The 16,250-nt window shown below is 41.3% G+C and carries 14 protein-coding genes; 11 read left to right on the top strand and 3 right to left on the bottom strand.

Annotation, left to right across the window (positions count from 1 at the left end; all coding sequences use genetic code 11):
- Positions 1-15: 15 nt before the first annotated feature.
- The 9 genes from BUA11_RS09405 to BUA11_RS09365 all read left to right on the top strand — a co-directional run bounded on the left by BUA11_RS09405 (position 16) and on the right by BUA11_RS09365 (position 9,233).
- Complete coding sequence (locus tag BUA11_RS09405; RefSeq protein WP_072760897.1) at positions 16-798, top strand: hypothetical protein; 783 nt, start codon at positions 16-18, stop codon at positions 796-798.
- A 20-nt stretch (positions 799-818) separates the two neighbouring features.
- Positions 819-2,588, top strand: coding sequence for an ATP-binding response regulator (locus tag BUA11_RS09400; protein WP_072760895.1), 1,770 nt, complete (start codon positions 819-821; stop codon positions 2,586-2,588).
- A gap of 30 nt (positions 2,589-2,618) precedes the next feature.
- Entirely contained in the window at positions 2,619-3,176 is a 558-nt protein-coding gene (locus tag BUA11_RS09395; protein ID WP_072760893.1) for a chemotaxis protein CheB, read from the top strand.
- Between the two features lie 17 nt (positions 3,177-3,193).
- Positions 3,194-4,495: a response regulator gene (locus BUA11_RS09390; protein ID WP_072760891.1), complete on the top strand. Its 1,302-nt coding sequence runs from the start codon at positions 3,194-3,196 to the stop codon at positions 4,493-4,495.
- A 30-nt stretch (positions 4,496-4,525) separates the two neighbouring features.
- Positions 4,526-5,785: a chemotaxis protein gene (locus tag BUA11_RS09385; RefSeq protein ID WP_072760889.1), complete on the top strand. Its 1,260-nt coding sequence runs from the start codon at positions 4,526-4,528 to the stop codon at positions 5,783-5,785.
- Between the two features lie 20 nt (positions 5,786-5,805).
- A complete protein-coding gene (locus BUA11_RS09380; protein WP_072760887.1) occupies positions 5,806-6,417 on the top strand; it encodes a winged helix-turn-helix domain-containing protein in 612 nt (203 codons plus the stop codon).
- Between the two features lie 4 nt (positions 6,418-6,421).
- Complete coding sequence (locus tag BUA11_RS09375; RefSeq protein ID WP_072760885.1) at positions 6,422-7,744, top strand: hypothetical protein; 1,323 nt, start codon at positions 6,422-6,424, stop codon at positions 7,742-7,744.
- 51 nt (positions 7,745-7,795) lie between these two features.
- Positions 7,796-8,707 carry a prolipoprotein diacylglyceryl transferase gene (lgt, locus tag BUA11_RS09370; protein WP_072760884.1) on the top strand — a complete coding sequence of 304 codons (912 nt, stop codon included), beginning with the start codon at positions 7,796-7,798 and terminating at the stop codon, positions 8,705-8,707.
- A 151-nt stretch (positions 8,708-8,858) separates the two neighbouring features.
- Entirely contained in the window at positions 8,859-9,233 is a 375-nt protein-coding gene (locus BUA11_RS09365) for a hypothetical protein (RefSeq protein WP_072760882.1), read from the top strand.
- Between the two features lie 158 nt (positions 9,234-9,391).
- On the opposite strand, the gene BUA11_RS09360 is transcribed toward BUA11_RS09365, so the two are convergent.
- The 3 genes from BUA11_RS09360 to fmt form a co-directional block, all read right to left on the bottom strand.
- Entirely contained in the window at positions 9,392-11,476 is a 2,085-nt protein-coding gene (locus BUA11_RS09360) for a S8 family serine peptidase (protein WP_072760880.1), read from the bottom strand.
- A gap of 17 nt (positions 11,477-11,493) precedes the next feature.
- Complete coding sequence (locus tag BUA11_RS09355) at positions 11,494-13,722, bottom strand: Ig-like domain repeat protein (RefSeq protein WP_072760878.1); 2,229 nt, start codon at positions 13,720-13,722, stop codon at positions 11,494-11,496.
- Positions 13,723-13,870: 148 nt separating this feature from the next.
- Positions 13,871-14,851: a methionyl-tRNA formyltransferase gene (fmt, locus tag BUA11_RS09350; protein WP_072760876.1), complete on the bottom strand. Its 981-nt coding sequence runs from the start codon at positions 14,849-14,851 to the stop codon at positions 13,871-13,873.
- A 101-nt stretch (positions 14,852-14,952) separates the two neighbouring features.
- On the opposite strand from fmt, the gene BUA11_RS09345 reads away from it, so the two are divergent.
- Positions 14,953-15,702: a tetratricopeptide repeat protein gene (locus BUA11_RS09345; RefSeq protein ID WP_072760874.1), complete on the top strand. Its 750-nt coding sequence runs from the start codon at positions 14,953-14,955 to the stop codon at positions 15,700-15,702.
- Entirely contained in the window at positions 15,699-16,076 is a 378-nt protein-coding gene (locus tag BUA11_RS10590; protein WP_072760872.1) for a carbohydrate kinase family protein, read from the top strand. The genes BUA11_RS09345 and BUA11_RS10590 overlap by 4 nt, the downstream gene beginning before the upstream one ends.
- Positions 16,077-16,250: the final 174 nt, after the last annotated feature.

Here is a 16,250-nt window from a genome sequence, read left to right as displayed (position 1 = left end):
TAAGAGGTGATCAATTTGAAATATTACCTTTGCGAAATTGAGCATGACAATGGTAACGTAAGAATTTCTATTCAAAAGGATTTAGTAATTGGAATAACCGACAAATTCCTGAAAGGGCATGAAGAGGTCGGAATTTTTGGCTTTGCGATTTACGGACAGCAACTCTATCCTGTTGTAACACATACAAATCTGAATAATCCGCTCTTTAAATTTTTCCTTATACTCCGGGAATTTGCACTTGGAGTAACCCGTATCGTAGAAGAAATAGATACCACACCAATTCCAGTAACACACAACATACCACACGACAGGGGTTTCGAAAAATTCTCTGAATACTCAGGCGTAATTTTGCACAAAGATAGCACGTACTATGTCTATAACACGTATTTTGTACAGCTCCCAACAAACGCAAGGGTAATTGATAAGGACATGCTCTCAGGCACGGTAGAAAGCAAAGAACCCAAATCCAACCAAAAACTTTCTCGTTTCAGTATTACCGAAGAATACATTATTATTGGAGAAAAACTGGCAGTCTCATTTAAGAAAGTCAAAAATATACTGCCATCGAGCATTATGATTCACTTCAAAACCGATGAATTTGACGGGTTTGTCGATTATGAAAAAGTCCTGCCAGTTAAAGATTTAGATGGTGGGAAATTTATCGTAATTGTTGAAAACTTAGGATATAGGACAGACAATATAAGATTAACTTTTGGCAATGTGCTTACACACAAAACGGCGGATGGCTTCGAAACGTACTTAGAAACACCAAGCGGAATGTACAAATTAATCGAATAGTGTGAAGGAAGTGTGTAACCATGGACTTTGTTGACGTTTTTATTCAAGAGTTATTGGAAAAGGGACAGCAATCTATTGAACTAATCAAATCATACCTTCAAGAAAAGGAACACGCTATTCTAAACGAACTTTACAGGTTATTTCACACGATCAAAGGCTCGGCCAGTCTTGTGGGTTTTTCTGGTTTCAAAGAACTTTTCCACTTCATCGAAGAGTTCTTCAAAAGGCAGTCTGCAGGGGAAGAAGTACTCACAGATGATGTGTTAGCACGCATTCTCTCAGTAATGCCGGAATTATTAAAGAAGAATACAGACTTATCAGACGAAGAACTCGAGAAATATAAACTAATAATCGAGGGAAAGTCTGAGACAACCTCCTCCGTTGCCTCGGCAACAACGGAAGCTTTGCCGATTGAAATCTTGCAAGAATTGCTCTCCAAAACTCTTTCAGCAGAGAACAGCCTTATGAGAACGGACACCAAGAACGCTCTCAGAGAAGTGCGAATACTAAAGTCCAAGCTCATATCGATGGTTGAGAACTCTTATTATGTGAAGCTAAAGAAGCTGTTGGCGAATTTCGATGCGTTAGTATTGCAAGAGGCAACTCTCAACAAAAAGAAGGTAAGGTTAAACCTTGAGCTTGGGGAAGAGCACATAGAAAAGAAGGACTCTCAAATGCTCATAGATATGCTTGTTCACTTGGTACGAAACGCCATAGCGCATGGCATTGAATCACCGGAAGTTAGAATTCTAAGAGGAAAGCCAGAAGTTGGAACTATCACTTTACGAAGTTACATTAAAGAAAATGAACTGTACTTAGAAATCGAAGACGATGGGAATGGGATCGATTTTGAAAAGATACGAAAAAAAGCCGCAGAAAAGAACCTATCTCATTTAAGGCCAGAAGACGTTATATTCGTACCAGGCTTCTCAACAAAAGAACAAGCAGACGGTACATCAGGGCGTGGCATTGGGCTTGATGTAGTGAAAAACTTTTCCACGGCACGTGGCGGAGATGTCGAACTTGTTACTTCGCCTGGAAAAGGCACAAAATTCATCGTTCACTTCCCAGTGAAGTCATTCTTAGTAAGAGTAATAGTCGCAAGTGGAGATGGTACACAGTTCTGTATAGATAGCCGAGATGTTCTTGAAGTTGTGAGTCAGCCAAGAATGGCTAACGATAACAACGAAAAGATTGTCCATAAGAGCAATCTATACGACATTGCGTATGCGTGTCAAAATCCGAGATTCGGAATAATTACAAACAGCGGCAAAGCGATTTTAGTAGATAACATACTTGGCATATTCGATGGTCAGATTTCAAACGAGAGTTATGGAGCTGTAAAAGGGTTTGTGAAGAATATATTTGTGTATCCGCTTCCCATCATTGCCCCTGAGAGTTTCACGAAAGTGCTGACCAAACAGCAAGACACGAAGAGGATTCTCATAGTAGATGACTCAGTGGTCACAAGGACAATTGTGTCGAAGTTTCTCAAGAATTTCGGATACAAAACTATTGAAGCAAGCAGTGGCATTGAAGCTCTCGAAGTAATTAAGAAATCAAGTCCAGATGCTGTCATCTGCGATGTTGAGATGCCGGGAATCGATGGTTTCGAGGTAACAAAGAGAATTAAAGAACAGAAACCAAAAATCCCAGTGATTTTGTTCAGTACGTTAACACATGAGCAATTAGCAAAGGGGCTTGAAGTAGGTGCTGATGCGTACATATCAAAAGATGAACCACCAGAACAGCTCTTGCGACTGATTGAAAAATTAATACGTGAGTCTTAGTCTTCAAGAAAGAAAATCGGAGGTCATCTAATGAGAAAATTCATCATTGTTGGCTCAGCGGGGAGCCCTTCTCAAGCAGTTGAAATATTGAAAATAGAAGAAAGGTTAAATGTTCCGGTAATTATCTGCATTCATTTCACTGCATCCGTCATGGAAACATTTGCAGAACATCTTCGAAATGATACAGGTCACAAAGTCGAAATCGTTACAAAGCCGACAAGAATAGAAGACAAAATATACTTACCAGAAGGAAACAAAGATATAGTATTTATCAGCGAAAACATTATTACCGTCATGGATAGCGAGAAAACTGGTACGTCAGTTCATCCGTCAATATCAGCACTTTTCAAATCACTAATCCGATATGGAGACTCTGAAACTGTTATCGCAGTGCTCGGCGGACTTGGAGATGACGGAGCAAGAGAAACATCTGAACTGAAAAAGCGCGGTGTTAGGTTCATCATAGAAAAATTGCCAAGATTCCCATATTTACCAGACAATATTGCCCAAAACCTTGGAGAACGGTATGAAAAATTTGAGATTGAAAAAATACGCTCAGTTCTAAAAGAACTAAATAAAGCATATTAATAAGGAGGCTGATCATTTTGAAAAAGGTCCTCGTTATAGACGATTTCGCTGTGTGGCAAACTTTTCTAAAGAACCTACTTGAAATTAATGGCCATACTGTCGAAGTAGCAAAAGATGGACTCGACGGAATAAATAGATTTTTCACTTTTCTGCCCGACGTGGTAATCGTTGACTACGTTATGCCAAAACTGAATGGAGTCCACTTTACAAGGTTTGTAAGGAGCTTCAGCGTTTTTAAAAACGTGGGGATACTAATGCTTACCGGCGCCGAAGAAACGATAAATCCATTCTGGGCAAAGAGAAGCGGAGCTAACGCCTTCTTAAAGAAAACATTACCACAGAGTGATATAGAAAGAGAGATTTTGAATTTTGTTGAAAAGCCGTTCAGTATGGAGTGGTCTCGCGAATTGTACAAATTGCACATAGAACCGTACGGAGAATTGGTGGACATACTTGAGGAAAGTTTAAAAGAATCCACCGTGGTACGAGAGATACTCCAGCTGACAAGTTTGGCATACGATGAAAGCCTTGTTATGAAAAAACTCTATGAACTCTTTTCCGAACTCTTCGAATTTAAGAACCTGTACATAGGTACAATATGCTATTCAGAGATGAGATTGTACGGTTTTTCATCAGGAGATGAGACTCGTCTCGCAAATAGCGAGATTATTCTAAGAACACTGAAAGAAGCCGGCCTTAATACGAGATTTGAACTGGTAGAAACGAACTATACAAGCAACAGGCAAGAAATAGACTCGCATGTCATCGAACTTGTATTTAAAGACGAAAACCTAATCGGTTTCATTTTGGTAGAAAAACCTAAGATAATCGAAATGGTCCATCACATACTCACACTGGCAAATTACCCACTTACAAACCTTCTGCAGCTTCTAAATCAATATCACTTACTGAAGACTCTTAAAGATGTGGATAAACAAACTGGCACTTATACGTTACCAATAATTATCAGCAAGATACTGAATGCCATAGACTTTGCAAAAAGAAACGAAATGCCTCTGACGTTTTTAAGAATAAAAATAAAAGGCATTCGAAACAGCTCCGCACACTATTCTAACCAATTAGAAACTCTGTTTAAGTTGTTGGCTGACACATTAAAAACATTATCGCCAGACATGGTTGGACGAATCAACACAAGTGAATTTATATCTGTTCTTCTTGGCAAGGAAAAAGAACACGTGGAAGAATTGCTTGAAAGTATTTCAAGACTTTCTCAAGAATTCAGTTCACTGGGTCTTGAGCTTTTAATTAGCGTTTCAGAGTGGAATGGGGAGACTGTAGGGCAGATACTTTCCGAGTAATTAAACAACTATAAAATGGAGGGATCAGGTATGAAAGCAAGACTTTCAGCAGTGTATGCTTTAACTTTATCGTTATTGGTCGTGTCTTTAGTAACGCTCACGTTATTTTTTGTCTTTCCTCAGTCATCTAAAATAATATCAGAAGTGACGCTTCAGGCGTTCTTAGACGAAGTGAAGATACTCTCGAGATTCAAAAATTACGACGTGCTTTTCACTCAAAAACCCGAGTTTGGGTATTACTATGTTCTGAACAACGATGCAATAACTGTACATCACAATGATCCAAGTAAAATAGGGCTTAATGCCAAAGAGCAAGTTCCGGGATTGTTTGAATACATGCAAGAAAAAAAGGCAGGTGTCTACTCATACGATTATCAAGGGATTAAAAGATATGTAGCTTTTTCATACGATGGCAATTATTACATCGCACATGCTGCAACAGAAGATGAGCTGTTCCGTAAACTGAACGAATTTAGAAAAAAATTCTTCTCCGTATCGTTCCCGATAATCATTATTTCAACAATAGTTCTTGGCTTTTTTGTTGGAGAGTTCTTGTTACGGCGTCCGAGAAAACAGATTTCCGATTCTAAGACACTTGTGAAGAACGTGTCAGAAAGCGTTATTCAGACATCATCATCGGCTTCTGAAATAAAAGCAATGGCGGAAAACACAGAAAGAGCATCAAAGGAACTTGACAAGTCTATGGAGGAGTTTGCAGCATACATGGAAGAAAGCAGGGCTGAAATTGAGAACACATTACTTAGGTTGACAGAATTCACTGATACAATCGAACAGATAACGGAGTACACATCTAAACTTGCCACACTTACAGAAACGCTTTCAAAAGTAACCGACAGAATCACCGATATATCAGACAACATAACCGTTCTTGCGATAAATGCGTCGATAGAAACGAGCAAACAGAACATAGATAGAGATGGGCTTTCACGCATAGCCGAAATGATTATGGAACTGTCTAACTCCACAAGAAACCTCGCAAAAGAGAGCAAACAGTCGCTATCTGATGTTGAGAAGATCGTAACCTCAACAGTTCTTATTACCGAGAAAGTTACAAAGAACATCTCTTCTGTAAGGGATTCGCTTAATGTAATACAGCAAGTTACGGCCGCTTCGACGAACAATGTGGACAAACTCGTTAACGTTTCCAAAACAAATCATGATGCCGTTGAAGAACTGTATGCTGGCATTGAACAATTAGAGGAGGCAATAAATAATATAAAGTTTGAAATCGAAAAATTCGCCGAAGCTATTTCAAAATTTGCTATTTGAGATTTAAAGGGGGAAGCAAGATGGAAACATTCGCTTTTTTCGAGTATTCACCACTCTACAGACAGATGACTATCTTGCAGGCGCTTTCAGAAGGCATCACGAAACATTCCGAAATCGCACTCAAAGCCGGAATCGTGCCGTCTCTGGTGAACAAATACCTGAAATCGTTCGAATCAGACGGTTTAGTGCAAAAATCAGGGAACAAATATCTGTTGACTGAAAGTGGTCAAATCAAGCTCAATTACCTGAGACTGAGCTATCTGTCCGAAATATCACAGATGTATAAAAGCATAGAGCTCAAGTTCCAAGACATATTTTTAAAACTTGTCGGGAAACGTGATATATGCATCTTCGGTGCAGGCGTGGTTGGAACGATGTTAGCAAGACTGATTTCAACAAGACAATCGCATAACATAGTTGCGTACTTGGATGAAAAAGCTGAGAAAATAAACACGAAAGTAGAAGGAATACCTGTAATGTCCATCGACACAAAAATCCAAGTCGATGCGTACATCGTTGCTTCATTCAAGAACGCTTCAAAGATGGCAGAGAAGTTGCTGAGCAAAGGTTATCGAAACGTTTACACCGTCGATTTTTCGGAAGGGAAACTCAAGTTAATGTGGAGAGGTTGAATATATGGAGCCATACTTTGAAAAACTCTTCGACGGCATTGACAAGGCATTAGTGGAAGAATTTCTAAAAATAAAAAAACAGCACGAAGAGAATTTTAACGAGTACAAAGACCAGTTCTCAGAGATTTTTTGGAATATTTACATAGAAATCGCTCAAAAGCTCGAAGAAAAATCCCCAGCTGAGCAGAAGATGTTCATAAGACTTGGTATTGCAGACCCGAGGTACTTGTCCAAAGACGACTTCGAAAGGTTAAAGGAAACCTTTCAAACCATCCCAAGCGACGTATTTTACTATGCAGATGAATGGATCATCGAAATCAAGAAAGGCAAAATTTCGCAGTCAACGTTCGAAGACGTAATCCAAGAATCAGGTGCATCCCAGCCAAAAGCTTTAGACACAACCTGGATGGAAAAGGAATACGAGCGGAAGATATTCGAAAGGACAATCGAAGAGGAAAAACTAAGAGATTTAGTCAAAGGAGTCCAGGGAAAAGGTCCGTATTCCAAGGCAGTGTACACCATATTCGACGAGATAATCAAAAGCATAGGAAAACTTAAGAAAATGGACAGCGATATCAAAACGCTCAAAGAAACGTTAGACGCATCAAAAGAGAGAAATATTCAAGCAGCTGTCAAAATAGGTGGCACTAAAGAGATTCAATTTACAGAACCGCTCGTCATACGTCAGATGGTGAAAAAAGCGATTGGAAAACTCGGCATACAGTATCCCGCACTCGCATCAAAATTCTTGCCGAACGTCAATACGATTTTCTCAAAGGGCTATGTTGAAAAACTCTTCAACGAATTCAAACTCATCGACCCAAAGACACTCGAAAGAAACATCAGAAGCACTCAAATATTAATGCCTCCGTATGTCATATTGGTACCCGGCTATGGGGAAACGGGATTCTGCTGGGAGCCTATCGAAGGCACAAACATTTACGGACGCGGGAGGATAGTCATCCCTGTACTTTCCCGCAAAGGCATCGAGCCTTTCTACCAAGCGTTCGGTGAGTATCGCTGGAAGCTTGAAAAAGAACTATCGTTCGGAAGGTGGATGGAAGAAGGCCTCACTGGCGAATACTACAAATATCTCGAAGAAAACAAATTAAAGGGTCAACCCATTGAATACTTCTTGAAAGACTACATACTATGGGTAACTAAAGAAGTGCAGGGGATTCAGAAAGTAGATAAAGAAGTTAGAGAGATATTCTGGCGATATATACCGTTCGACGACCCAATAAAAGAAGCGCTTTCAAAGAAAAGCTACGTATACCAACAACTCTGGGAAAAGGATTTGAGAAGACGGCAACGAGAAAATTACTGAACATTATTAAGAATTGTGCAGGGCTAAAGAAAATATAGAGGGGGAAGGCTTGTGGAAAAGACTTTCGCGAAAAGTGCGAGAAAAAAGTTAATCGCAACAACAGTACTCCTCATTGCGTCAGTTTTTATTTTCTTCTTTCTTAAAGAAGTATTCGCCGGAAACATCATTGTTAGAGACTACATCTTCAAAATCGGCAGGTTCCAACTTCGGTGGTACAGCGTGTGCATAGCATCAGGCGTATTAATTGGCTATTTTCTTGGAAGAAGGAGACTGAGAGATTCGAGTCTTAAACTGCCTTACGCCTTGAAGCCAGAAGATCTTGACGAGGGACTATTCTGGGGCATAATCTTCGGCATTCTCGGTGCAAGAACGTATTATGTCGCATTCAACTGGTCTTACTATTCAAGATACCCTTCTGAAATTTGGAAAATCTGGCACGGCGGACTTGCGATACATGGCGGAATCTTCGCAGCCTTCGCAACAATATTCGTGTATTCTAAAATCAAAAAGTACTTCTCGTTCTTCCAAGCAACGGACTTGTTCACGTCAGTACTGCCATTAGCCCAAGCCATAGGCCGCTGGGGGAACTTCTTCAACTACGAAGCGTACGGACGACCAACAACACTTCCCTGGGGCATGTTCGTCCCACCTGAAAGGCGCATGCCGGGGTATGACGTTGAACGATTCTTCCATCCAACATTTCTGTACGAAAGCCTTTGGAACATCGCAGTATTTTGCATTCTGTATTTCGTAATAGAAAAAAAGAAGAAATACTACGGTGAAACGACGGCGCTCTATTTGATAATGTACTCGCTTGGAAGGTTCTGGATAGAATCGCTAAGGATTGACAGCCTCATGGCGGGCGGATTGAGGGCTGCGCAGGTAGTGAGCATACTGCTCATAATCCTCGGTGCTGTCTGGTACGCCTACCTCATCGGTAAAAAACAAAAAGATGAAAAATGATTGAATTTAAGCGATGTTAGGCAGATATTGAGTTATCATTGAACGAAATTCACCCAGTGCGTGTCTAAATTAATGCAAAAACAGAATTACTACTGGGTGATTTTTTAATAATTTCATATTTCCAAAACTCTTTCTCTTAGGGGGGAAGGATATGGAGAGTAAGGAAAAGATGCTGAGTTTCGTCAAGTACGAGCACGAGCTCGAGACTGAGTACCGAGAAAAACTTGCCGAGGCGAAAAGAAAGAGCGACGTGAAAGAATTCTTTGCCGAATATGTCCTGAGACTGCTCAGAAAAATCAATCCCGATGTGCCGATGTCATTCACAGATGAGATAAAATTCGACGAAAAGGAATTCAAATACGAATTCACAGGAGAACTTGCAAAGGTTGTGGAAGAGATAGGTTCTCAAAGCGACTTAAAAGCGATAATCCGCAGAATGTTTGAAGCAGCAGAGCACAGGTACAAAAAAATAGAGCACGATGAAAACCTTAACTATTTCAGAATAGGTAACAACGCAAAGAAATAATAAAACAATGGAGTGATGAAAAATAGTTCCCACCCTCCCCATACCTGTGAGTAATTGAACAAAACATTATCCCCCACGCCGATTTGGTGTGGGGGTTTTTTACATAAAAAACCCCGCGTCTATAACAGACGCGGGGTTGAAATTTCGTATGTTAGCTATTAGTTCTTTCCGAAGACTGTCCACCAAAGCATCGGAGGAACTAAATACATAGTTCCAAAATAATCACCTAAATAATCGACTACAAGCGCTTCCGTCGCACCTGTTGTTATGTTAACAACCACGGGAATATCGTATCCGTTTATCGTAGCAGTTCCGTTGAGAGTAGCATTAGCAGGTGCAGGTGCGGACAATTTTACTGACAATTGTAACAATCCGGACTTTTCCGATAGGTTCTTCACATTTGTGTTGTACGGTAATTCTTCAACTTCATCTGTTAAGAGGTTTTTCACTACAAGCGAAGCACCAGTGTATGGCGTGCCAAACTTAACTTTGAACTCTGAGGTGAATTTATACGTCTTCGTTGCGTCAGCCGTCAAGTTGATTGTATCGTTGATCTGCCTTTCTTCTTCCATTCTCATTGCAGTGTAGTAAGCCATGAATCCGTATGGTGACTCGCATCTTTCATAGCTATCCGGACCACCGATGATTACTTCGTACTCGCCAGTGTCTATCGCTGGGAAGTGAGCGATACCGTTGATGTCCGTCTTAGCGTAGTATGCAAAGTACCTACCGTCAATTTTCTTCTTGAGCGTAACGAACACGGAAGGAACGCGCCAGCTTTCGTATGCATCTGTGACGACTATGTCGAGCGTTGCACCGCCGGATGTTGGCAGTGTACTTGCAAATGCTCTCTTAACGTTCACTAAACCATATCCTGAGTATTCGTCAAAGCCTGGTTTGTCGATATCTTTCGCTGTGCTCTCTATGAGCTTTCTTATCTGCCATGGTTTTGCGTTTGGATGTTTTTGGAACAGCAATACAACAACACCTGTTACATGCGGTGCGGCCATTGACGTTCCTTCGTAGTAATCATATGTACCTTCGTTTTCATCGGATACGACGCTTTCACCTTCATAGCCAAGGCTTTCCGGAAGAGGAACGGTCGAGAGTATCTTCACACCAGGTCCACCTATGACGACAGAATCAGCCTTTGTTGAAAATCCAGTTGTTCTGTATTGTCCACCGTTGTACTCAATCGCCGCAACCCTTATCACACCAGGATAACCACCAGGATATTTGTGCTGTACTTTTGAGTAATCATTACCTGAGGAAGCAACCATTACAACTCCGTTGTCCATAGCATAGTCAAATGCGTACTTTAAAGTGTGGCTGTAGCCAGAACCACCCCATGAGTGGTTCATGACTTTTGCACCATTTTCAACAGCCCAGATGATACCTGCTGCGACGAAGTCGTCACCGACATATCCATTTCCGCCAACAAGTGCTGGATCATCGAATATTACTATCGGCATTATCTTCGCATTCGGCGCTACGCCGACGATACCTTTTCCGTCTTTCTTCGCTGCGATCGTTCCTGCAACGTGCGTACCATGCGCACCACCGTAGGACGAGTCAGTTCCAGCTGGAAGTTCTTTATCAAATGCTGGTCTGTAACCTTCTATTACTTGTCCTTCAAGGTCAGGGTGCGTTCCGTCGACACCACTGTCAACAACTGCAACGATTACATCTGTACCGGAAGCTTCGCTCCATACCTCCGTTGCGCCAACTGCCTCAACGCCCCAAAGGAGATTGCTGAACTCTTCGTTGCCCCTTGGACTTGTTGCGCTTGTTACTCTTGGCTCAAAATTCGATTCTTTTTCGATATCGCCCTTAACTGGGAGTGGTTCAATGAGTTCTCGCTTATAGCTCGGTTCGACGTACCTGATTCCTTTGATATTCGCTTCCTTAATCTTCGCATACGCATCTGCGACTTTACCGTTGAATTTTACCGATATCATCTTAATCTGTGGAAGGTCTACAACTATCTTACCATTCAAAAGCTTAACTACTTCGAGCGCTGCATCTCTGTTTTCGTAGCCAACAAGCACTTTTCCTTCGAAGTACTCGCCAGGAATGAGCTCGCCAAAGAGAACTGGCTGATTCGTTACTTTGCTTATCGGTTTATTTACAGCTGGTTTATTATCAACGTTTGAACCATTCTTAACCTGCGGCGTACATGCAAAAACGAAGAGCAAAACAACCGTTAAAGCAACAACCAACAATACACTGCTCAGTCTTCTCATCATCTATCCCCCCCTTCTCAATTCGTTCCAGTTGTGAATGTGTAGAACACGGACGGTTTTACAACAAAACTAGGACCAAGGATCACACCTGTGTCATCCGCGTGGATAGCATAGGCTATCGTCTTAAACTTCAGGTTAGAATCCGTCAAGCTCAAACCATTGTAAATCTTCTGTGCCCATGCATGTCTGAGTGTCCAGTTGTAGGTCTTGTTCGCCTGGAGCTTGTCGTATGCGTAAGCATCTTGTAATGCATAATCTACCCAGTATGGTGCAGAATTATTTCTATTGACTATATAATAATCACTAAATTTAATCGTAACTTCTTGATCAGGTGCTGTGAATCGATAGAATGAACTTGGTTTTAAACCCAAGCTATACCAAGCCACATCGTTTTGGATGTAATCGTATAGCCAGATACTATATGTATACGTTAGTGATGTTGTTGATAATTCATCATCAGTGGGTACGTATGCTTCTAAACCTGTGAATCTCCATTTGAAGACTGTATCCCTTGGAACATTCGTTGAGCCATTCGTCGGTGACACTACTTCTATGTTAAGAAGTGGCAACGGCGTTATATGACCAATAACTGTTTTATCTGATTCGAATCCATCGTAAACGGACGAGACTGCATACCATGTCTTCTTTCCAACTTCAAGAAGTGGTGAGGTGTCTCTGTAGTAATAGTACGTTTCTGGAAGTGTAGCTATCGGCGTCCAGCTTTTGCCATCGAATGATCTGTAAACCCTGTATGCTTTCGGTTTTGTAGCTCCAGAAGTTGAGAACCATCTCCTCCATCTGATTTCAATCCAGAGGTTTGAATCGTCATCTGGTGCGCCTGCTAGTTCAAATGCATTGCCCGATGCGTCTATTCCCTTAACATTCTCTGGGACTTTTGGTCCAGAATAGAATTGAACTGCTTGTCTTCTCGTGTACGCGTAAAGGTCATACTGTGTTGCATAAGCTGTCGTGTTTCTCTGTACCACGTAAGGTGTAACGTTACTTGCCGGTGTTCTCACTATGTTGAGCCAGATTATCTTCTCAACCTTATTATCGTTGTGGTCGTACACATCAACTATCAAAGGCACTTCACCTTCGAATTCTAATACTGACAATGAACCTTCCAGTTCGTTCCAAACCCCTACATACAACCTTGGCGCTGTAAAGTAACTTGTTCCAGGAACACCGCCGACTTTTGCGTAGATAATATTTATTCCACCACCAAATTCAACCGGTGTGGCAACAACACTCACGTAAATGCTGTTCAGTGTTATGTCTGTCGCTGGATCAATCTCAACTGCTTTTGTAGCGTCTGTGTAAAGCTTAACGTCGACCTCAATAGGAATCTCTGTTGCTGTTTGCGCTGCTGTTGCTTTTCTAAGCGTGGTCGTGAGTTCGACTTCCTGATCTCTTAAGAGTCTCATTCCAAGTATCGATGTTCTGGCGTGGCCTTCTTTTGATATAAATACGTTGAGATATTCCTTTTCTTCATCTGCCCTGAATAGCACTCTGGCAATACCTTTGCTGTCACTGTATCCAACGCCCCTGAGATTGCCTGCGCTGTCTTTGACTTCAACTCTTGCACCTTCTACAACTGGACCGGAGTTGTATTGGGAAATGTTCACCACAAGTGTTCCAGACTCTTGAACTATGACTTTAAAGACTATTGAAGCCTTGTCACCCGCTTCGTCTATAGCCTCAACTTCTATGTCGTACTCCCCAGCTTCTGTCGGCGTCCACGTGTAAACACCATTCGATATGGAACCTTTTCCTGTTGTCTTTAAAACTATTTGTTCGATATTGTTATCTGGATCGCTGACGTACTCTTTCAAATCCACTGTAACCGTCTGTCCCTTAAGAATGGTCTGATCCGGGATGGAACTCCAAACAGGCCCTGATGGTTGGACAATAACCTTAAATACTTTTGAAGCCTTCGCTCCAGCCTTGTCTACAGCTTCAACTTCAATCTCATATGTACCAACTTCTGTTGGTGTCCACGTATAAACGCCGTTCGAGATGGAACCTTTACCCGTTGTCTTCAAAACGATTTGGTCGAGGTTGTTATCAGGGTCGCTGACGTACTGTTTCAGATCCACTGTAACACTCTGACCCTTAAGGACGATCTGATCCGGGATGGAACTCCAAACAGGTGGCTTGTTGAAAAGGTTTGCTACCGTATCACACCCACTGAGCGTGAGTATGAGCAAAAGCACAACGAACGTGGTTAAAAATACTGCCTTCTTCACTTTAATCCCCCCTCTATGTGAGATGTGGATTGCCCCCCATGTCACATTTACATCAAAAAATTATACCAGATTTTTCTTTTCATAGTCAAGAGTATAAAGGTATATATCTTTAAACGTACGTTATTTTCATCCAAAATCCAACATAAAGTTACTCTCTCGTGCCATCTTTAGCAAATTTCACAGTTCTTTGAAACAACATTCCTTCCTTAATCATACCCCCATTTCTCGCATCAGCAAACGTGATTCTTGACTTGCCTGGAAATTGAATGCATTTCACCCACAAGGCGTTTTCTCCACATTTTATCAACCCACCAAGTTCTTTCGATATATTTATTATCTCCCCTATTTCTGCTGTCTTTATATCTTTTTCTGTCCCGCACGCACCGTACAATTTGACTTCTACACCATTTATTACTGCCTTCGCACCAGGCACCGGGTCATATGACCTGATTTTGTTCCTCACCTGTTCTGCGCTCTTTGAGAAATCTACGTATAAATCTTCCTTTTCTATCTTCGATGCATAAGTTGCCTGAGAGTGGTCTTGAGGCGTTAGCGGTACAGGATAGTTTTTCAAAAACTCATCAAGAAGCTTTGTCCCATAAATCGTCATCTTTTCGTAAAGTTCTCCGAGGGTTTCGCATTCCCCAACTTCAAAAGCACTTTGGAGCGCTATGTCGCCGTCGTCCATGCCTTCTGAGATTTTGAATATCGTAACGCCAGTCACATTTTCCCCGTTCTCCAAGCACCTCTGCATAGGCGCTGCGCCACGGTATTTTGGAAGAAGTGAGGTGTGGATGTTGTAAAATGGTATAGCATCTAAAAACGGCTTTTTCAAAAGCCTGCCGTAAGCAACGACGATGCCGATGTCCGGTTTGAACTGCTCGATTATCTCCATGCCTTCTTTTGTTAAGTTCTTCGGCTGGAATACGGGTAGGTTGTATTTCAGGGCAATTTCTTTAACAGGTGTGGGAAGTAGCTTCTGCCCCCTGCCTCTTGGTTTGTCAGCCTGGGATATGACCGCGACAACGTTGTACCCATTTTTTAAAAGGAATTCGAGATGAATCGCCGCAAATTCCGGTGTTCCGAGGAACAGGATTCGTAAATCCTTGCCGTTTTTTGAACTGTCCATCGTTTTACCTCCTTTGATTTCTGACAGTACTCATCCTGGAAGAAAATTATAACATCTATGGTAGAATAATTGTACCAAATCTTTCCAAGGAGGGGTAGGACATGAGAAAGCGTTTTCTTTTACTTTTTTCGTTTTTGATACTGGTTTCTACGCTGATTTTTGCCGCTGATTCTGAGCAGTTGAACAAGCTGTTCTACGAAGGAAGAAGAGACAGAGATGGGGAAAAGATTCTTTCGGTCATTAAGACCATCGAAGGTACGTCCGGATACGACAAAGATTCAAGACTTCTGACAATCCTTGCGGATGCGTATCTTGAATACGGCCTTTGGGGAGTTGACGAAAAGCAAAAAGAAAAGACATATGAAAAAGCCAGAGCTTATGCCGAAATGGCTTTGAAGATTGATTCAAAAAACGGTCGTGCATCATATATAGCCGGCGCCTCTATTGGAAGGCTTGCACAGTACAAAGGCATCATTCAAAGTCTTTTCATGCTCGGAGATTTCGACAGATTCATAGACAATGCGATTAAACTTTTGAATGAGAATGATGAGGAGCAGAAGCTCTACAAAACATTTGCATACATAGCTTCTGGTATGAGATACAGAGACGTTCCATGGCCACTGTATAACTACAAGAAGTCCGAAGAATTGTTGAACGCAGCGTTGAAGCTAACGCCAAATTACTCAAATATATACCTCGAACTTGGTTATCTATACTTAAAAACAGGCGACAAGACGAAAGCGAAAGAAATGTTCCAAAAAGTTGTCTCAATGCAACCACATCCATGGCTTGTTAAGACGCACGAAGAAGCTCTAAAAGATGCGACGAAAGAGTTGGAAAAGCTGAAATGAGCCCCTTAACTGTTAGCTGCGTAGGTAAGGTTAATGTTGATATATTCTACTCTGTTGATGAAATAAATATAAATAGTAATCACGTGTCAAATAGTACAGCCTTCTCACTCGGCGGGAAGGCTGCTAATGTTTCTGTTGCTCTGAAGAGGCTTGGCATTCAAACAAGTTTATGTAGTGCTATCGGCGATGACGAATTCGGAGATTTCGTGTTATCAAAACTCAGAGATTACGGCGTTTCTCCCCTCTTCAAAGAAATATTTTTGATTAGCCTCCTGAAATACGTTTTTTCTTATTTTTTCAAAAAATTCTTACTTCCCTTTCTTTTCCAAAAGAGTTTATCTAAAATCTTAATAATTTTAATTTTTTATCTTTAATGAATTAATTCATTATTTTTATGTCGCTTTATTCCTTCTTAGATTATTTTTTTTAACTACTTCCCCACCATTTTCCCTCAAACTAACCCTCTTATGCCCACCTGGTTTGTTCCACACTCTCACATTCCTTCGTCCTATTTGAGGTATGGTGAGTTTGCTTATTCTCGTATCCTG

The sequence above is a fragment of the Fervidobacterium gondwanense DSM 13020 genome (genome assembly GCF_900143265.1).
GTDB lineage: Bacteria > Thermotogota > Thermotogae > Thermotogales > Fervidobacteriaceae > Fervidobacterium > Fervidobacterium gondwanense.
The sequence above is the reverse complement of the archived record's forward strand: the minus strand, read 5'-3'. Positions and strand labels throughout refer to the sequence as shown.